At 62.2% G+C, this 17,353-nt stretch carries 17 protein-coding genes; 6 read left to right on the top strand and 11 right to left on the bottom strand.

What is annotated here, in order from left to right:
* Window positions 1-274 precede the first annotated feature (274 nt).
* The 6 genes from K7H91_RS20230 to K7H91_RS20205 all read right to left on the bottom strand — a co-directional run bounded on the left by K7H91_RS20230 (window position 275) and on the right by K7H91_RS20205 (window position 7,688).
* On the bottom strand, window positions 275-814 hold the full coding sequence (locus K7H91_RS20230; RefSeq protein WP_419197505.1) for an adenine phosphoribosyltransferase: 540 nt from the start codon (window positions 812-814) through the stop codon (window positions 275-277).
* A gap of 88 nt (window positions 815-902) precedes the next feature.
* Window positions 903-1,763: a cytochrome c1 gene (locus tag K7H91_RS20225; protein WP_230722013.1), complete on the bottom strand. Its 861-nt coding sequence runs from the start codon at window positions 1,761-1,763 to the stop codon at window positions 903-905.
* Between the two features lie 17 nt (window positions 1,764-1,780).
* Entirely contained in the window at window positions 1,781-3,058 is a 1,278-nt protein-coding gene (locus K7H91_RS20220) for a cytochrome b (protein ID WP_230722012.1), read from the bottom strand.
* Between the two features lie 17 nt (window positions 3,059-3,075).
* The gene (petA, locus tag K7H91_RS20215) at window positions 3,076-3,654 is read right to left on the bottom strand and encodes a ubiquinol-cytochrome c reductase iron-sulfur subunit (RefSeq protein ID WP_018066751.1); all 579 of its coding nucleotides are present in this window, start codon (window positions 3,652-3,654) and stop codon (window positions 3,076-3,078) included.
* 222 nt (window positions 3,655-3,876) lie between these two features.
* A complete protein-coding gene (locus tag K7H91_RS20210; RefSeq protein WP_230722011.1) occupies window positions 3,877-5,745 on the bottom strand; it encodes an ABC transporter ATP-binding protein in 1,869 nt (622 codons plus the stop codon).
* 83 nt (window positions 5,746-5,828) lie between these two features.
* Entirely contained in the window at window positions 5,829-7,688 is a 1,860-nt protein-coding gene (locus K7H91_RS20205) for an ABC transporter ATP-binding protein (protein ID WP_230722010.1), read from the bottom strand.
* A 496-nt stretch (window positions 7,689-8,184) separates the two neighbouring features.
* Between K7H91_RS20205 and K7H91_RS20200 the strand changes: the two genes are divergently transcribed.
* The gene (locus tag K7H91_RS20200) at window positions 8,185-10,068 is read left to right on the top strand and encodes an FUSC family protein (protein ID WP_230722009.1); all 1,884 of its coding nucleotides are present in this window, start codon (window positions 8,185-8,187) and stop codon (window positions 10,066-10,068) included.
* A 19-nt stretch (window positions 10,069-10,087) separates the two neighbouring features.
* Here the strand turns inward: K7H91_RS20200 and K7H91_RS20195 are convergent, their stop codons facing one another.
* Window positions 10,088-10,924, bottom strand: coding sequence for an AraC family transcriptional regulator (locus tag K7H91_RS20195; protein ID WP_230722008.1), 837 nt, complete (start codon window positions 10,922-10,924; stop codon window positions 10,088-10,090).
* Window positions 10,925-10,989: 65 nt separating this feature from the next.
* Here K7H91_RS20195 and K7H91_RS20190 point away from each other — a divergent pair, with 65 nt between their 5' ends.
* Both K7H91_RS20190 and K7H91_RS20185 read left to right on the top strand, forming a co-directional pair.
* A complete protein-coding gene (locus tag K7H91_RS20190; RefSeq protein ID WP_230722007.1) occupies window positions 10,990-12,369 on the top strand; it encodes an SLC13 family permease in 1,380 nt (459 codons plus the stop codon).
* A gap of 38 nt (window positions 12,370-12,407) precedes the next feature.
* Window positions 12,408-12,878, top strand: a complete 471-nt coding sequence (locus K7H91_RS20185) for a tRNA (cytidine(34)-2'-O)-methyltransferase (RefSeq protein ID WP_230722006.1) — start codon at window positions 12,408-12,410, stop codon at window positions 12,876-12,878.
* A 6-nt stretch (window positions 12,879-12,884) separates the two neighbouring features.
* Here K7H91_RS20185 and K7H91_RS20180 read toward each other — a convergent pair whose 3' ends face one another.
* Window positions 12,885-13,136 carry a hypothetical protein gene (locus K7H91_RS20180; protein WP_230722005.1) on the bottom strand — a complete coding sequence of 84 codons (252 nt, stop codon included), beginning with the start codon at window positions 13,134-13,136 and terminating at the stop codon, window positions 12,885-12,887.
* Window positions 13,137-13,244: 108 nt separating this feature from the next.
* Between K7H91_RS20180 and hemF the strand changes: the two genes are divergently transcribed.
* The 3 genes from hemF to K7H91_RS20165 all read left to right on the top strand — a co-directional run bounded on the left by hemF (window position 13,245) and on the right by K7H91_RS20165 (window position 14,741).
* Window positions 13,245-14,156, top strand: coding sequence for an oxygen-dependent coproporphyrinogen oxidase (hemF, locus tag K7H91_RS20175; protein ID WP_230722004.1), 912 nt, complete (start codon window positions 13,245-13,247; stop codon window positions 14,154-14,156).
* Between the two features lie 121 nt (window positions 14,157-14,277).
* Window positions 14,278-14,448, top strand: a complete 171-nt coding sequence (locus K7H91_RS20170; RefSeq protein ID WP_230722003.1) for a hypothetical protein — start codon at window positions 14,278-14,280, stop codon at window positions 14,446-14,448.
* Between the two features lie 110 nt (window positions 14,449-14,558).
* Entirely contained in the window at window positions 14,559-14,741 is a 183-nt protein-coding gene (locus K7H91_RS20165) for a DUF1059 domain-containing protein (protein ID WP_230722002.1), read from the top strand.
* Here K7H91_RS20165 and K7H91_RS20160 read toward each other — a convergent pair.
* The 3 genes from K7H91_RS20160 to K7H91_RS20150 are packed head-to-tail and all read right to left on the bottom strand — an operon-like array spanning window position 14,738 to window position 17,249.
* Window positions 14,738-16,003 carry a CCA tRNA nucleotidyltransferase gene (locus tag K7H91_RS20160; RefSeq protein ID WP_230722001.1) on the bottom strand — a complete coding sequence of 422 codons (1,266 nt, stop codon included), beginning with the start codon at window positions 16,001-16,003 and terminating at the stop codon, window positions 14,738-14,740. The genes K7H91_RS20165 and K7H91_RS20160 overlap by 4 nt on opposite strands.
* Complete coding sequence (locus K7H91_RS20155) at window positions 16,000-16,632, bottom strand: CoA pyrophosphatase (protein WP_230722000.1); 633 nt, start codon at window positions 16,630-16,632, stop codon at window positions 16,000-16,002. The genes K7H91_RS20160 and K7H91_RS20155 overlap by 4 nt, the downstream gene beginning before the upstream one ends.
* An 8-nt stretch (window positions 16,633-16,640) precedes the next feature.
* Entirely contained in the window at window positions 16,641-17,249 is a 609-nt protein-coding gene (locus K7H91_RS20150; protein ID WP_230721999.1) for a DUF1285 domain-containing protein, read from the bottom strand.
* Between the last annotated feature and the right edge of the window lie 104 nt (window positions 17,250-17,353).

Below are 17,353 nucleotides of genomic sequence, written 5' to 3'. Positions count from 1 at the left end.
CGTTTTCAACAAACAATCCTCGGGCTTGACCCGAGGATCTAATCCCGCATCGACACGAGCGGTGTTCGCGGGCAACAAGACACTGATCGCCACTCGCTCTCTGACTCAAGCGCCAGTCGTTTTGAAAGGTGCTTAGACCCTCGGGACAAGCCCGAGGGTGACGGAGAACGTGGGGAGAAGCAGTCAGACCGATCTGTTTGGTTTTATGCGTCGGGCCGAACCGGCGGTGACGCCAGCCCCGCCAAGCGTTCCTCAAAAAGGAAGCGCAACCGCTTCAGTGCCCCTCATACTCCACGAGCGAGCGCACCTCGACATCCATCGCCTCGAGCTTCCTGCGGCCCGGCAGGTCCTTCAGGTCGATGATGAAGCAGGCCGAGACGATCTCGGCGCCCATCTGGCGCAGCAGCTTGACCGCGCCTTCCGCGGTGCCGCCGGTGGCGATCAGGTCGTCGCACAGGATCACCTTCTCGCCGGGCCGGATGGCGTCGACATGCATCTCCATCGTGTCCTCGCCATATTCGAGCTGATAGGCCATGGAGACGGTCTTGTCGGGCAGCTTGCCCTTCTTGCGGATCGGCACAAAACCGGCGGATAGCTGGTGCGCCAGCGCGCCTCCGAGAATGAAACCGCGCGCCTCGATCCCGGCGATCTTGTCGATCTTCATCCCGACATAGGGCTGCACCAGCTCATCCACGGCCCGGCGAAAGGCGCGGGCATCGCCCAGCAGGGTCGTGATATCGCGAAAGATGATGCCGGGCTTGGGATAATCCGGGATCGAACGGATCGCGGCGGCCAGTTCGGGGTTCGATTTCATTGTCAAAGGTCCTTTCGTCGTGCCAGACCGAACACATTAAAAAGGCGGCTGCCGCCGCCTTTTCCTGCTTATGCAAAACGTCGAGAAATCAATGCGGCTTGCGCGCGTAGATCGATTTCTTCGTCAGGTAGACCAGAACCGTCAGGATCACAAGAAAGACCATGACCGTAAGACCGGTCTGCTTGCGCGCCTCGAGCTTGGGCTCCGCCGTCCACATCAGGAATGCCGATATATCCTTGGCATACTGATCGACGGTCTCCGGCGCGCCGTCATCATAGGTGACGATGCCGTCGGAAAGCGGCGGGGCCATCGCCAGAGCCGCGGCATTGGCGAAATACGGGTTGTAGTGCGTGCCCGCCGGAATTTCGACACCCTCCGGCGGCTCTTCATAGCCGGTCAGCAGCGAGTAGATGTAATCCGGTCCGCCTTCCTGATACTGCGTGAACATGTCGAACACGAAGGTCGGAAAACCGCGGGTGATGCCGCGCGCCTTCGCCATCAGCGAAAGATCGGGCGGGGCAGCACCATTGTTGGAGGCGGCTGCCTGCTCGGCATTGGCGAACGGCGCCGGGAAATAGTCCGACGGAATGCCCGGCCGCATATACATGTTGCCGTCATTGTCGGGCCCAGCCTCGATCTCATATTCAGCGGCGAACGTCTTCACCTGAGCTTCCGAGTAACCAAGATCGGTCAGCGTGCGGAAGGCAACGAGGTCCATCGAGTGACAGGCCGCGCAGACATCCTTGTAGACCTTCAGCCCGCGCTGAAGCTGGGCGCGGTCATAGGTGCCGAGCGGGCCGGAGAAGCTCCACTCCATGTTGTGCGGATGCTTCAGCGGATAATGCGGCGTGCCGCCTTCATGTCCCTCTTCCTCGGCCGCCATGGCGCCCGTCAGACAGACGGGCGTCATCAGCGCTGCGAACAGGATGCGGGTAACAAGTTTCTTCATGATATTTCCCCCGCCCTTCACACGCCGGAACCGGCTGGCTTTTTCCGGGCGGCTTCCTTTTCAAGCACCGCCTCGGTGATGGAATTCGGTATCCTGGTCGGCTTCTCGATAAGCCCCAGAACCGGCATGATGACGAGGAAGAACCCGAAATAGTAGAGCGTGCCGAGCTGCGAAAGCACCACGAATATGCCTTCGGCCGCCTGCGAGCCGAGCCAGCCGAGCATGATCGCGTTGGCGACGAACACCCAGAAGAACAGCTTGTACCAGGGGCGATAGGCCGCCGAACGCACCTTGGACGTATCCAGCCAGGGCAGGAAGAACAGGATCAGGATCGAGCCGAACATCACCAGCACGCCGCCGAGCTTGGAATCGATCGGGCCGATATTGAAGGTGATCGCGCGCAGCATCGCGTAGAACGGCAGATAGTACCATTCCGGAACGATATGCGACGGGGTCTTCATCGAGTCGGCCGGAATGTAGTTATCCGGATGCCCGAGGTAGTTCGGCATGTAGAAGATGAACCAGGCGTAGACGATCAGGAACACGGTCACGCCGAGCGCATCCTTGAGGGTCGCATAGGGCGTGAAGGCGACGGTGTCGCTCTTCTGCTTGACCTCGATCCCGGTCGGGTTGGTCTGCCCGGTCACATGCAGCGCCCAGATATGCAGGATCACGACGCCGGCGATCATGAACGGCAGCAGGTAGTGCAGCGCGAAGAAGCGCTGCAGCGTCGGCTCGCCAACGGCAAAGCCGCCAAGGAGGAGCTGCTGCACCCAGTCGCCGATCAGCGGGAAGGCGGTGAAGAAGCCAGTGATGACGGTGGCGCCCCAGAACGACATCTGCCCCCAGGGCAGAACATAGCCCATGAAGCCGGTTGCCATCATCAGCAGGTAGATCACCACGCCGAGCATCCAGAGGATTTCGCGCGGCGCCTTGTAGGAGCCGTAATAAAGCCCGCGCGCAATGTGCAGGTAAACGGCGATGAAGAAGAACGACGCGCCATTGGCATGCATGTAGCGCAGCAGCCAGCCGTAGTTGACGTCGCGCATGATCTTCTCGACAGAGAGGAATGCGGCGCCGGTGGAGGCGGTATAATGCATGGCCAGCACGACGCCGGTGGCGATCTGAACGATCAGCATCACCGACAGCATGGCGCCGAATGTGTAGGCGTAGTTCAGATTACGCGGTACCGGATAGGAAACGAAGCTGTCGTAAAGCATGCGGGGCAGCGGCAGACGCGAATCCACCCATTTCGACACGCCGTTCGACGGCACATAGCTTGAGTGTCCACTCATGAAACAGTCTCTCCCCCTCAACCGATCGTGATCACGGTATCGGCCGTAAATTCGTATAGCGGAATGGCGAGGTTCTGCGGCGCAGGCCCCTTACGGATACGGCCCGCCGTATCGTAATGCGAGCCATGACAGGGACAGAACCACCCGCCGAAGTCACCGGCCTGGCCGAGCGGTATGCAGCCGAGATGGGTGCAGGAACCGATCATCACGATCCAGTTTTCCTTGGATTCTCCGGCCGAGCGATCGAGGTCGGTCGCGGGCGAGCCTGAGGGCAGGTTCTCGTTGCGCGCTTCCGGATCCTTCAGGTCGGAAAGCGGGACGGCCTTGGCCTCCTCGATTTCCTGTTCCGTGCGATTGCGGATGAAAACCGGCTTGCCGCGCCACTTCACCGTCAGCGACATGCCGGGTTCGAGGCTCGATACATCCACTTCCACTGTCGATAGCGCAAGGGTCGACGCGTCGGGTCGCATCTGGTCGATAAACGGCCAGGCGACCGCCGCGGCCCCGACGGCTGCGGCCATTCCGGTAGTCAGATAAAGAAAATCGCGCCGGGTCGGTTCGCCGGAATGATCCGTCGAAACAATCTCGTCTTGCACCGCTGTCCCTCCATAGCTGATGCCGCTGCCACCGAGGACCGTCCTTCCTCCGCATGTCTACCCGCGAAGGCGCGTGGCAGCGTCCATTTGATCCGCCAAGTTTTATGCATGTTCATCAACGATGTCCAGTGTTTGACAGATTTCAATCACAAGCAAAAGGACAAGCCGTCGCAAGGGCCTGAAATGCGAACGGCGAAGACCCGATCAACGCCTGCCGGCGTGTCACTCTTCCGCTTCGAACGAGGGCAGAAAGCCGCCGGACTGCCGGTCCCACAGCGAGGCGTAAAGCCCTTTCTTCTCGATCAGTTCGGCATGGGTGCCCTGTTCCACGATCCGCCCCTTGTCCATCACGATCAGCCGGTCGAGGGCCGCGATCGTCGACAGCCGGTGGGCGATCGCCAGCACGGTCTTGCCCTCCATCAGCTTCATCAGATTGGACTGGATCGCCGCCTCCACCTCCGAATCAAGCGCCGATGTCGCCTCGTCGAGCACCAGGATCGGCGCATTCTTCAGCATCACGCGCGAAATCGCGATGCGCTGGCGCTGGCCGCCCGAAAGCTTCACGCCGCGCTCGCCGACATGGGCATCGAGCCCCTTGCGGCCGCGCAGATCGGAAAGATCGGCGATGAAGCTGTCCGCCTCGGCCCGCTCCGCCGCCTCCCACAGCCTGTCGTCATCGGCTTCCTGGGAGCCAAAGCGAATATTGTCGCGGATGGCGCGGTGCAAAAGCCCGGTATCCTGCGTCACCATGCCGATATGGGCGCGCAGGCTTTCCTGCGTGACATCGGCAATGTTCTGGCCGTCGATCAGGATCCGGCCGCCGTCGACGTCGTAAAACCTGAGCAGGAGATTCACCAGCGTCGACTTGCCAGCGCCGGAGCGGCCGACAATACCGACCTTCTCTCCCGCCCCGATCGTGAGCGACAGATTGCGGATCACCGGACCCGCCCCGTCATAGCCGAAGGCGACGTTCTCGAAGCGGATTTCAGGATGACTGACCGTCAGTTCTGCCGCGTCCGGTCTGTCGACAAGCCCGATCGGCTGGGCGATCATTTCGGCGGAGTTCTGGATCGTGCCGATCGCACGCATGATGCCGTTGAGCTGCATCATCAGCCGCCCAAGCAGCATCGAGAGCCTCAGCGCGAGACCGAGCGTGAAGGCGACCGCGCCGGAGGAAATATCACTGGTGAACCAGAGCTGGACGGAAAGTGCCGCAATCGCGGTGATCATCACGCCGGAGAGCAGGTTGAGCGCTGCCCGCACCCCGGTGATCAGCCGGGTGAACTTCTGGATCTGGGCGATCAGCCGGAGGAAGCCCTGGCGGATATAGGTGTCATTGCCCTCGTCGCTGCCGAACAGTTTCAGCGTCAGGATATTGGAAAACGAATCGACCAGCCGGCCGGACATCATCGAGTTGACCTCGGCCAGTTCCTTGGCGTTGTGACGGATACGCGGCACGAAATACCGCGCCAGGATAGCAAAGATCGCGATCCACAGCGCGATCAGCGCCGCAAGCCGCCAGTCCAGCGCCGCCACCAGCGCCATGGTCGAGATCGTGTAGATCGCCATGAACCAGACGACCTGCAGGAGCGAGGACATCAGGTCGCCGATCGACTGGCCGGCGGCCGAGACCTTGGTGACGATCCGGCCGGCGAAATCATTCTGGAAGAAGGTGAGCGACTGGCGCGCCACATAGCGGTAGGACTGCCAGCGCACCAGGTTCTGGAACCCGGGCGTGATCGTCTGCTCCTCGACCAGCATCGACGCCGACAGCAAGGTTGCGCGCACCACGATCATGGCAAAGGCCATGCCGATAAGCGCCCAGCCATGGGCCGCCATCAGGCCCGACCAGCCGGCCTCGCGCGAGGTTTCATCGAGAATGTTGATCAGCACGCCCATGAACCAGAAAGACGCCGTCTCCATCAGCGCAGCGCCGCCGCCGAGCACCAGCATGGTGAAAAACGGCCATTTCGCCTGCCGCAGATAGAACCAGGTGAATCCGAGCAGCGTGGCCGGCGGCTGCTCCACAGGCCGGTCGGCGAGCGGATCGATCCAGTTTTCAAAGATGCGGGCAATGCGACGGAAAATCATGATCGAGCCTTACAGGGATTCGCCGTTCGCGAAAATGCCATTCAACGCGAACCGGGCCCGCCTTTCAGCGGGCCCGGCTCATCTTATTCAGCGGCGGTGTCGGCAATGAGGTCTTCGTCACCGCCGAGGAAGCCGCCGGACTGGCGGCGCCACAGGTCGGCATAGATGCCGTGGCCGTTGGCGAGTTCCTCATGGGTGCCCATCTCGACGATCTCGCCCTTGTCGAGCACGACCAGCCGGTCCATCTCGGTCAGCGTCGACAGCCGGTGAGCGATCGCGATCACGGTCTTGCCTTCCATCAGCCCGAACAGGCTTTCCTGGATGGCGGCCTCGACTTCCGAATCGAGCGCCGAGGTCGCCTCGTCCAGCACCAGGATCGGCGCGTCCTTCAGGAACACGCGCGCGATCGCGATGCGCTGGCGCTGGCCGCCGGAGAGCTTGACGCCGCGTTCGCCGACATGCGCCTCGAGCCCGGTCCGGCCGTGCATGTCGCTCAATCCCTGGATGAACTCCCAGGCATTGGCGCGCTTGGCCGCCGCGATCACCTGCTCGTCGCTCGCGCCGGGACGGCTATAGGCGATGTTGTCGCGGATCGAGCGGTGCAGCAGCGAGGTATCCTGCGTCACGACGCCGATATTCTCCCTGAGGCTGTCCTGCGCCACCTTCGACACATCCTGGCCATCGATGGTGATCCGCCCGCTCTCCAGATCGAAAAAGCGCAACAGCAAGTTCATCATCGTGGTCTTGCCCGCGCCGGAGCGGCCGACGAGACCGACCTTTTCGCCCGGCTTGATGGTCAGCGACAGACCTTCGATCACACCGCCCTTCTTGCCGTAATGGAAGGAGATATCGTCATAGACGATCTCGCCTTTCGTGACGGTCAGGGCCGGCGCGTTCTCGACATCGATGAGTTCGTGCTTCTTGGTCATCATCGCCATGCCGTCATAGACGGTGCCGATGTTTTCAAAAAGCCCGGTCACTTCCCACATGATCCACTGCGACATGCCGCCGATGCGCATCACCAGACCGAGCGTCAGGGCAATGGCGCCGACGGTGATCGTGTCCTGCATCCAGAAATGGATGGCAAGTGCCGCAACCGAGAACAGAGCGATCGCGTTGTTGATATAGACGAGAATCTGGAACTGGGTCACCCGGCGCATCTGCCGGTAAACGGTATCCAGAAACCCGTCCATGCCTTCCTTGGAGAACTGCTCCTCGCGGCCCGCATGGGAAAACAGCTTCACCGTGGCGATATTCGTGTAGCTGTCGACCACGCGGCCGGTCATCAGCGAACGGGCGTCGGCCTGCTCGGCCGAAATCCTCCTGAGGCGCGGAATGAAGTACCACAGCAAAATGCCGTAGATCACCAGCCAGACCAGAAGCGGAATCACCAGACGCCCGTCGGCCGCCGCCACAACGAAGATCATCGACCCGAAATAGCTCACCACATAGACGAACATATCGAGCGTCTTCATCACCGTTTCGCGAACGGCGAGCGAGGTCTGCATCACCTTCTGCGAAACCCGCCCGGCGAACTCGTTGGCATAGAAGTTCATCGAGTGGCGCAGAACATAGCGATGCATCTGCCAGCGGCCGATCATCGGCAGGTTGGGCATCAGCGACTGATGGATAAGCAGCGAAGAGAATACCGTGAGCAGGGGCAATCCCACGAGCACCAGCGCGCCCATGAAGAACAGGTGCCAGCCTTCATCCGCGAGGAAAGTCTCGCGGTCGGCCGTCGACAGCCAGTTGACGATGTCGCCGAGGAACTGGAACAGATAGACTTCCGCAAAGGCGACCGTAGCCGCAACCACCGACATCAGAATAAGCCAGGGCGCTGCCGGCTTGGAATAATGCCACAGGAAGGGGAACAGCCCCTTGGGCGGCGTGTCGGGCACTTCCGTAGGATACGGATTCAGGCGGGTTTCAAACCAGCGAAACATGATCGGACTCCAATAGGTCTCCTCAAACCCAAAACGGCGGCACACGGGCGCACAGACACGGGGCGAGACGGAGACTGGAACAGCGGCCAAACGATAAGGGCCGCAACAGTTGGGATTGATTATCTAGGAATTATAAGAGGCGTGTGAAAGGTCACGCGAGCCGACGTGGTGGGACGCGGAGCAACACGGTGCTGCTGACAATCATCATGCGGTCGCTCCTCTGCCGGCGTTGAAAACGGAGCCGCTTATACCCCCGCGGCCGAATTTTGACCAGCGTCAATCGACTATTACGTGGAGATTGCATGACAGTGTTGCCGGTGGGCAACGGGGGTGATCGGTGCCATCAACGCTGGTTGTGTATGGCGCGCGCCGCTTGAAAGTTGCGGCCAAATGTCCGAAACCGCGACATGCGAGCAGTTCCGCGGACGTCAGGCGTTTCCACCTGACTGCGAAACGCTCCAGGCCCCGCGCCGCGAGTTGGACAGGAAGACTGCCTATGCAAGGTTTCAAAGCCGGTTGGTATCGCAAGCTCGCGCTTATGACGCCCTACAAACCATGGCACCATTGCCTGCGCATTTCACTCGGCACCGGGCTGCCGCTGCTCGCCGGCGTTCTTTCCGGCGACATCGCTCCGTTTCTCTATGCCGCGCTCGGCGCGTTCCTGACCGAGGTCACGACCCGGCTCGGCCCCTATCGCGAGCGGTTCCGGATGATCGCGATTTCAACCGCGATCGGCGCCATCGGATGCCTGATCGGACCGGTGATTGCCGGTCACGGCCCGACGACCTTTCTCGTCCTGATGTTTGTCGGCCTCGCCTCCGGCATCATCAGCAGCTATGGCGCCGCGTTCTCGACTGGCGCACTGTACATGCTGGTGCTCGCCATCGTTCATGCCAGCACCGCGGGCAGCATGCCGGCATGGGCGGTCGGCGCCTGTTTCGTCGCGGGCGCCGCCCTGGTCACGGCCATGCTCGCCATCGACGCCGTTGCCGACCACGACAGGCCCGAACGCATATTGCGCGCAAACCTCATCCGCGCACTGGCGGATCTGGCACGCGCCAGGGACCGCGCCGCCGCCGAGACCGCTCGCCGCGCCGTGACCGACCAGACCAAGGCCGCGTATGACATGCTGATCGAGAAGCGCAGTCACGACGCCGGCCGCACGCGTGACATGGCACGCAGCGCCAACATGCTGTCGCTCGCCCATCAACTGACCATGGCGATCATCGGCGCGCACCGCGACCCCAAGGCCCGGCAGGCAGCAGCGGACATGCTGGAGGCCGTGGCAAACGCGCATGAGGCCAATGGTCGCCAGCCCTCTCTGGAAGGCGATGGCGAACTCGCCCGGCTGTGCCGCCAGCTCTCCGATACGCTCTGGCGAACGAATACTCTCGAACGCGGCTCAGCCGATCCCGCCCGCCGCCACGTGCCGCGTCTGTCGCGCGCCGCGTTGCAGACCGGCCTGCGCAAGCTGATCGTCGGGCGCGAGGTCATCGACGCCGCGCTGCGGCTTGCGCTTTGCATCGGCATTGCGGAAATCGCCGGACGCTTCGTCTCCGGCGATCATGCCTATTGGGTGCCGATCACCGTCGCCATCATCATGAAACCTGATTTCGGATCGGTGTTCGTCCGCGCCGTCCACCGCAGCATCGGCACCGTCATCGGCGTGCTGATCGGGATGGCGCTGATCAAGCTGATCCCCGACCGCCTTGGGCTGGTCGCCGCCATCGCCGTGCTTGCCGCTCTCCAGCCATTGGCGGCGCTGCGCAGCTATGCCGCGAAGGTCGTGCTGCTCACCCCCGTGGTCCTGCTCATGATCGAGATCGCGGTCCCCGCGGCGCCATTTCATTATGGCCTTCAGCGGCTTGACGACACCCTGGTCGGCGCGGCGATTGTGCTCGTTTTCGGCTACCTGATCTGGCCTCGCTCCCAGGGCATCAGGATCGCGAACGCCTTTGCGGCATCAAACCAGGCCGTCGCGGATTTTCTCGCCGCAGCCTCCGGCAGCGGCGCGGAAAGCGTTGGCATAAACCTCGGAGAAAAGGAGTTTGCCGCCTATCGCAAGCTTTCCGACCTGCGCACCCAGCTTCAGAAACTGAGCGCCGAACCGCCGCCGGCAGGCCGCGAGGCCGCGTCGTGGTTTCCCGCCGTCGTTGGCGCGGAACGCCTCTGCGATGCGATTTCCGCCTATGCCGACGGGTGCAAACGCGGCGAGCCGCCGCCGGATCCGGAACGGATCACGCGCGCCGAGCAGGCGATGGCCGATCTGAGGGCCCATGTGCCGCAAACAACACACGCCGGGAAAACCGACCGGTTCACCGCCGTGGAAGCCGAAATCGACTGGCTCGCCGACTATCTGCGCAACCTGCCATCCGCGTGACCGCGACCATTTCCGTCTCTCAGAGAGAGCCATCCTTCATGTAGGATTGCGGCGGCACGCCGAAATGTCGGCGGAAGGCGGCAACGAAGGCGCTCACGCTTTGATAGCCGAGCCGCCCGGCGATCTCCGTGCTGCTTCTTCCGTGCCCGAGATCGTTGACCGCCTCCATCAGCCTGAGCCGGCTGCGCCATTCGGAAAAGCTGAACCCGGTCTCGCGGCGGAACAGACGCTCCAGCGTTCTGACGCCCGCGCCCGAAGAACGCGCCATTTCCTCAAGGCTGGCATGGTCATCCGGCCTTTCAAGCAGCCGACCGGTGACGCGCTTGAGGCGCGGATCGCTGCCGGCGGGAAGGCTGAGGGGGGCGGATGGCAGGGTCGCCAGTTCATCGATGATGACCTCTGACAGCCGCGAAAGCCGCTCGTCCTTGTCGGCCGCCGCCTCCAGCGCCAGCGCGCGAAACTTGAGGATCAGATGCCGCATCAGCGCGGTCATGTGCAGAACCTCGCAGGCGCTCTTGCCGACGCGGGTCACGGAGGGGTCGATATAGATGAAACAGGCCGCGACATCGGTTTCCATCGCCACCGCATGCACGACCCCGCCCGGTATCCAGACGCAGTGGCTGGAGGGCGCGAGCCAGTGCGTGCCGCCGGAGCGCACCCGCAATATCCCCTCCTCCGCCCACAAAAGCTGGCCGCGCGGATGAGAATGCGATTCGCGGCCGACCTCGCCCGCCTTCCAGCGCCGCACCCGCGCCATGACGGGACGCTCGGGGTCGAGGACCGAACCCGGCGCCTCGTCCTCGAAGAAGTCGTCCTCGAAGAAGATTGTCGGAAACGCGATATCGTTTGGCATCATGTAGCAGTTCCGCAGTTCTTTCCGATCTCATACACTGGTCGAAAGAACAATCCAAAGGCTTATCGATGCCGACCTACAAGAAACTTATCGTCGCGGGCATCGCCATACTGGCGATCATATTCGCATTTTTTCCCGTCTCCTTCATGACCCCGGATCAGGCCCGCACCCTGGGCCTGGTGCTGGTGACGCTCAGCCTCTGGGCGACCGGCCTGGTGCCGCCCTATCTGGCAAGCCTGCTGTTCTTCGTCATCGCCCTGCTGCTGAAGCTCGCGCCGCCCGACGTTGTATTTTCGGGTTTCCATTCGGCCGCGATGTGGCTGGTGTTCTCCGGGCTCCTGATCGCCGCGGCCATCAAGAGTTCCGGTCTGAGCGAAAGGATCGGCGGCGCGCTGCTCGGACGCCTTTCGGGAAGCTATGTTGTCCTGATATCCGGCATATTCGCGATCTCCATCGTGCTGACCTTCGTCATGCCGTCATCTCTCGGACGGTTCTTCCTGCTCTGGCCGATCGCCGTCGCGCTTGCCGACAGCCTCGGCTTCGAAAAGGGGACGACGGGCCGCACCGCCATTGCCATCGCCGTGACCTTCGCCTGCCATATTCCGGGCTTCGCATTGCTGCCGTCCAACGTACCCAACCTCATTCTCGCCGGCGCGGCCCAGACGATCTACGGGATCGATCTCACCTATGCCTATTACATGGTGCTGCATTTCCCGCTTCTGGGCGTGGTCAAAAGCATCATCATGATTGCGCTGATCGTGCGCATCTTTCCCGATACGCCGCGCCCGCAGAGCACAGGCAAGGCCGAGGCAACCTCCACGCCGCTTGGCTGGCGTCAATGGTATGTGGTCGGCATTCTGGTCACGACGCTCGCCTTCTGGATGACCGACACATTCCATGGCATCAATCCCGCCTGGGTCGGCATTGTCGCCTCGGTTGCGTTGCTGTGGCCGGGCGTCGGGCCGGTCGGGCCTGCCGAATTCGACAAGCATGTGAATTTCAGCGTGCTGCTGTTCATGGGCGGGTTTCTGGCGCTCGGTGCGGTCGTCAACTATACCGGGCTCGGCATCGTGATCGCCCACGGCATGGAACATATCCTCCCGCTGGAACCGGGGCGCGATTTCCTGAACTTCCTGTCGCTGTCGCTGATCGCCTTCGTGGTCGGGGTTATATCGATCCTGCCCGGCGTGCCCGCCGTCTTGACGCCGATGGCAGGCGAACTGGCGGAACTGACCGGTTTCAGCGTGATGGCGGTTCTGATGACGCAGGTGATCGGCTTCTCGACCATGCTGTTTCCCTACCAGTCCGGCCCGCTGATGGTCGGCATGCAGGTCACCGAGCAGCCGGTGGCCAAGCTGATGAAGATCCTGGCGCCGCTGACCGCGATCACCGCACTGGTGCTGATCCCACTCGACTTCCTGTGGTGGAAGTTGCTCGGGGTCATCTGAGGCTTGAGGCAGGGAGCGTTCCGACATAGACAATGCCCATGACCCTGCGCATTGCTCTGTACCAGCCGGATATCGCCGGCAATACCGGCACGATCCTGAGGCTTGCCGCCTGCCTTGGCCTTGCCGTCGATATCATCGAGCCGGCGGGCTTTGCGCTGTCGGACCGGAACCTGAAGCGGGCGGGGCTCGATTATATCGCGAGCGCCGTGATGACCCGCCATGTGGACTGGGACGCCTTCGAGACCTTCCGGCGCGACAGCGGCCGGCGTCTGGTACTGGCCTCCACCAAGGCAAGTGTCGGCCATACCGAATTCGCCTATCGGCCGGACGATATCCTGCTGTTCGGCCGCGAGAGCGCCGGCGTGCCCGATCATGTCCATGAGGCCGCCGACCATCGGGTGCGGATCCTGATGGCTGAGGGGCAGCGTTCGATCAATCTGGCGGTATCGGCAGGCATCGTCGCGGCCGAGGCGATGCGTCAGACCGGCGGTCTCGAGGGGCTTTCCTGACCGCGATCAATCGGCGGAGGAGAGCCGCCGCATGGTGAATTCGATCCGGTCGTCGCCGGTCACGCGCCAGCTTTCAACTTCGGTCCAGTAGGCGGCCTTGGGGTAGCTCTGGAACCACTCGCGCGCCTTGGCGCGGGCATCCTCGCGGGCGAGGCAATAGCGCTCGCGCACGAAGCCGTCGCTCTTTTCCTGCGCCCGGTGTTCCCGGATGCGTTTTTTAAGCCCCGCCATTGAAGGCGGCTTTGGAACATTGGCCATCACGCTATCCTTCATTCTTCAAAGAAGATAAGGTTTTCCTTGAAAATTTGCGAGTCAAATCAAAAAGCCCGGGTCAACGGGCGTTTCAGTCTTGAGTGGAGTGCATCTATGGAACGGCCGCAATTGCCCGTGGGTCTGCCGGACGACATCGAAGAGAAAAAAGCCGCCTCAAAGGCCTGGTTCGAAAGCCTCCGGGACACGATCTGCGCCGGCTTCGAGGCGCTGGAGCGGGAACTGACCGGCCCGATGAGCGATCTGGAGCCCGGTCGTTTCGAGGTCAAGGACTGGACCCGCGAAAATGGAGAGGGCGGCGGACGGATGTCCGTCATGCATGGCCGCGTGTTTGAGAAGGCGGCGGTCCACACCTCCACCGTCGAGGGCACGTTTTCGCCGGAGATGGCCGCCAATATGCCGGGCGTCGACGAGGAGACGCGCTATTGGGCGAGCGGCATCTCGCTGATCGCCCACCCCGTCAACCCGCATGTGCCCACCGTGCACATGAACACCCGCATGATCGTCACCAAGAGCTGGTGGTTCGGCGGCGGCGCGGACCTGACGCCCGTGCTTTCCCGCCGGCGCAAGCAGGAAGACCCCGACAGCATGCTGTTTCACCGGGCCATGGAGATCGCCTGCAACCGCCACCAGGCCGTGATCGACTACAAGAAGCTCAAGTCATGGTGCGACGAGTATTTCTACCTGCCCCACCGCAAGGAAGCGCGCGGCATTGGCGGGGTGTTCTTCGACTGGCAGCATTCGGCGGATGACAAGGGCGGGCTCGATGCCGATTTCGCCTTCGTTCAGGATATCGGCCGGGCGTTCAATCTGGTCTATCCGCGGATCGTGCGCTCCAACTTCAATCACGAATGGACGTCGGAGGATCGCGACGAGCAGTTGATCCGCCGCGGGCGCTATGTCGAGTTCAACCTGCTGTACGATCGCGGAACCGTTTTCGGGCTGAAAACCGGGGGCAATATCGAGGCAATCCTGTCCTCGCTGCCGCCTGTCACGAGATGGCCTTAATCCTAAATCGTTACAGTTAATTTTTCATCAAACAATCGCCTTGTTCACCTTGCATTCATAGGGCTGTTGCACCACGTTTCTATAAGACTTGATTGTAAGCTTGTTCGGGAGGAGCTGAACAATGACGAAGAAAGTCGACATCAAGGAATACAGGCATAAACAGCACGACCAGAAGCCGAAACCGCGCAAGGTTGCGGCGCCTGAGGAGAATGCACGTCCGGGCCATGTGGCTCACGGGCATCGCCGGCCCTGCGAGGGTTCGGCTGTTTTCGAAACCTGGGCCCAGCATTAACACGAGGCGCCGTCAATGACGGCTTCGATCGGGCCAGCCGCGATCGTGCGGCACTCAGCAAAGACCTCCCGGTCCTTGCCGGCTGGGAGGCCAACCACAAGGAGGATACCATGAAACGCTTTGATTGCGGTTCACTCGTACCCGGTTGCACCTTTCATGCCAGTGCGGACGAGGAGGCGGAAGTCGTCCGTCGCGCCGTCGAGCATATGAGGACAACCCACGGCGAGACCATTATTCGCGAGAACATGGTCGAAAACATCAAGGCGCGCATCAAGGACGAGGAAAAGGTTTAGGCCTTGTCTTTGCGAAGCGCATCGAGCCGGGCGGCCAGCGCTGCCCGGTCAGCCTTGAAGTCGCCTTCGATCCACCAGTCTTCGAGCTTTTTCATGTAATCGCCGACCGTTGGCCCCGCCGGCACCCCGGCGGACACGATATCACCGCCCGAAAACGGCATTTGCGGCTTTTCCCATCTCTCGGCCAGATCAACCAGTTGCCCGAGCTTGCCGGCCTCGCCCGCTGCGTCGAGATCGCCCGCGCCGGCCTTGCCGCGCGCGCTCGCCAACGCCAGTTTCAGCCTGATGAAAATGCCGCCTCTGCCATTGCGATAGAGCATCTTGCGCAATGCCGACGCCGTGGTTGCGCCGCTGATGGCGGGCGCGGTCGCGAAGGCGAGGAAGAGCGCCCGCTCGGCATTGGAGAATTTCAGCCGATCGGCGAGTTCGGTGACGCGGACATCATAGGGCGGAATGATCGCGGCGAGGCGCAGATAAGGGTCCGGCTGCCAGCCGAGCGCGGCTTCACAGTCAATCAGCGCGGGAATGGCGTCGATCCCCCATTTCTCGCTTTCCGGCACGATGGCGGTCAAAATGCCGGTCTGGCGCATCCACAACAGCGCGCGCGAGGGATCGTGGGCGGCAAGCAGTTTCTTTGTCTCCGCCCACACCCGCTCGGCGGAAAGCGAAGCGAGACCATCGCGCGCGCGAACCGAGGCGCGAAGGCCGTCGGCATCCGGCCTGCCGCCGCCATACCAGGCGAAGAACCGGAAGAACCGCAGAATCCGGAGATAATCCTCCCGGATCCGCGTTTCCGCCTCGCCGATGAACCGCACCGTCTTCGTCTCGATATCGGCAAGCCCGCCGACCGGGTCATGGATCGTGCCATCGGCATCGGCATAGAGCGCGTTGATGGTGAAGTCGCGCCGCGCGGCGTCCTCGGCCCAGTCGGTGCCGAAACGCACGGTCGCGTGGCGGCCGAAGGTTTCGACATCGGCGCGCAGCGTGGTCGTCTCGAAAGGCTTGCCCTCGCAGACCACCGTGACAGTGCCATGATCGATCCCGGTCGGGATCGCCTTCATGCCGGCCGCTTTCGCCCGGGCCATGACGGCGTCGGGCAGAAGCGTCGTCGCAAGGTCGATATCGCCGACCGGCTGGCCCATCAGCGCATTGCGCACCGCGCCGCCGACAATGCGGGTTTCGCCGCCCTCGCCGTTCAGGATTTCAAGAACGCTCTTCAGCCGATCGTCTTCGAACCAGTCCTGATTGCAGAGCTTGGTCAAGCGTAAAGCCTTTCGTAAATTGTTCTGACGATGCCGGCGGTGATGCCCCAGATCCGGTGATCGCCGAACTTGATTTCGTAATACTGCCGCATCTGACCGCCCAGCATGGCGGTGCCGCGGGCGTGATTGGCGGGATCCATCATGAAGCCGAGCGGAACCTCGAACACCGCATCGACCTCGTCCGGATTGATCTTCAGCGAAAAACCGGGCCGCACCACCGAAAGAACCGGCGTGATCCGGAAACCGCTGCCCGCAAGATAATCCGGCAGCCGCGCCACCGGCTGGACGAAATTGCGAGCAATCCCGATTTCCTCCTCGGTTTCGCGCAGCGCCGCATCCTCCGGGGAAAGGTCCTCGGGATCGATCGAGCCGCCCGGAAAGGCGATCTGGCCGGAATGCTTGCGCAGCTTGGTGGTCCGCTGTGTAAAGATCACCCGCGCCTCGTCGCCATAGTCAACCACCGGCACCAGAACGGCGGCGGCCCGCATGTCGAGATCTTCGTAATAGGCGAAGAGGTCGGGATTGAGCTTGTGATCGCCATGATCGCGCCAGGCATGTTCCGGCGGCCGTCCGCGCTGGCTGAGCGCCCGTTCGCGGAAGGCGCCTGCGGCAAACGGTGTTTCCTTCACGGTTTCCCTCACAGGCGCTTCTCCAGTTCCGCCATCGCCATCACCGGAAACGCGATTCCGCCGGAGCGGATCGCAAACATGGCCCGGCCATCAATGTCGATCTCCTCGCCAAGCGCCATCAGATCATAGGTCAGCGCCCGTGAAAACAGCGCCTCGAGACGACCGCGCACCAGCACATAGGGCCTCAGCCCGTCATCATCGTCATCGACGGCAAAGCGCAGGGGATGATCGAGACCGGCCTCAACCACATCGCCCATATTGGTGCGAATCACAAGCGTCCGGCTGTCGCCGTCGCCCTCAATGTCCATGCCGACGGCAATGAACGGCGCATCCTCCACCCTGATCCTGAGCTTTTCCACCGGCGTTACCAGATAGGTCTCGCCGTCCTCGTCCTTGCGCAAGACCGTTGAAAAAAGCTGGGCCATGGCCGCGCGGCCAATGGGACTGCCCTGATAGAACCAGGTCCCGTCCGCCTTGATTTCCATGTCGATATCGCCGCAAAAATCCGGCTCCCAACGGTCCACAGGCGCGGGCTTGCGCAATTTGCCGCCATCAAGCTGGCGCGTAATGGCCGAAGCCAGCCCGCCGACATCGCCCGCCATATTGCCTTGCGTCATTTTTCCGTCTCACTTTCAGGGCCAGAATGCCCTCCTCTCGAAATAGTCATTTCAAACCGGCTTGTCAGCCGCCCGCAGGTGATTATCCTTTCCCGACAGGTAGC

It is taken from the genome of Martelella mediterranea, from assembly GCF_021021415.1.
GTDB classification, from domain to species: domain Bacteria; phylum Pseudomonadota; class Alphaproteobacteria; order Rhizobiales; family Rhizobiaceae; genus Martelella; species Martelella mediterranea_C.
This window is presented reverse-complemented; position numbering and strand designations above follow the sequence as displayed.

Bases quoted from the DNA above. Each gene is read 5' to 3' on its own strand.
- K7H91_RS20230 (WP_419197505.1), bottom strand. From the start codon at position 814: ATGAAATCGAACCCCGAACTGGCCGCCGCGATCCGTTCGATCCCGGAT.
- K7H91_RS20225 (WP_230722013.1), bottom strand. From the start codon at position 1,763: ATGAAGAAACTTGTTACCCGCATCCTGTTCGCAGCGCTGATGACGCCC.
- K7H91_RS20220 (WP_230722012.1), bottom strand. From the start codon at position 3,058: ATGAGTGGACACTCAAGCTATGTGCCGTCGAACGGCGTGTCGAAATGG.
- K7H91_RS20210 (WP_230722011.1), bottom strand. From the start codon at position 5,745: ATGATTTTCCGTCGCATTGCCCGCATCTTTGAAAACTGGATCGATCCG.
- K7H91_RS20205 (WP_230722010.1), bottom strand. From the start codon at position 7,688: ATGTTTCGCTGGTTTGAAACCCGCCTGAATCCGTATCCTACGGAAGTG.
- K7H91_RS20200 (WP_230722009.1), top strand. From the start codon at position 8,185: ATGCAAGGTTTCAAAGCCGGTTGGTATCGCAAGCTCGCGCTTATGACG.
- K7H91_RS20195 (WP_230722008.1), bottom strand. From the start codon at position 10,924: ATGATGCCAAACGATATCGCGTTTCCGACAATCTTCTTCGAGGACGAC.
- K7H91_RS20190 (WP_230722007.1), top strand. From the start codon at position 10,990: ATGCCGACCTACAAGAAACTTATCGTCGCGGGCATCGCCATACTGGCG.
- K7H91_RS20185 (WP_230722006.1), top strand. From the start codon at position 12,408: ATGACCCTGCGCATTGCTCTGTACCAGCCGGATATCGCCGGCAATACC.
- K7H91_RS20180 (WP_230722005.1), bottom strand. From the start codon at position 13,136: ATGGCCAATGTTCCAAAGCCGCCTTCAATGGCGGGGCTTAAAAAACGC.
- hemF (WP_230722004.1), top strand. From the start codon at position 13,245: ATGGAACGGCCGCAATTGCCCGTGGGTCTGCCGGACGACATCGAAGAG.
- K7H91_RS20170 (WP_230722003.1), top strand. From the start codon at position 14,278: ATGACGAAGAAAGTCGACATCAAGGAATACAGGCATAAACAGCACGAC.
- K7H91_RS20165 (WP_230722002.1), top strand. From the start codon at position 14,559: ATGAAACGCTTTGATTGCGGTTCACTCGTACCCGGTTGCACCTTTCAT.
- K7H91_RS20150 (WP_230721999.1), bottom strand. From the start codon at position 17,249: ATGACGCAAGGCAATATGGCGGGCGATGTCGGCGGGCTGGCTTCGGCC.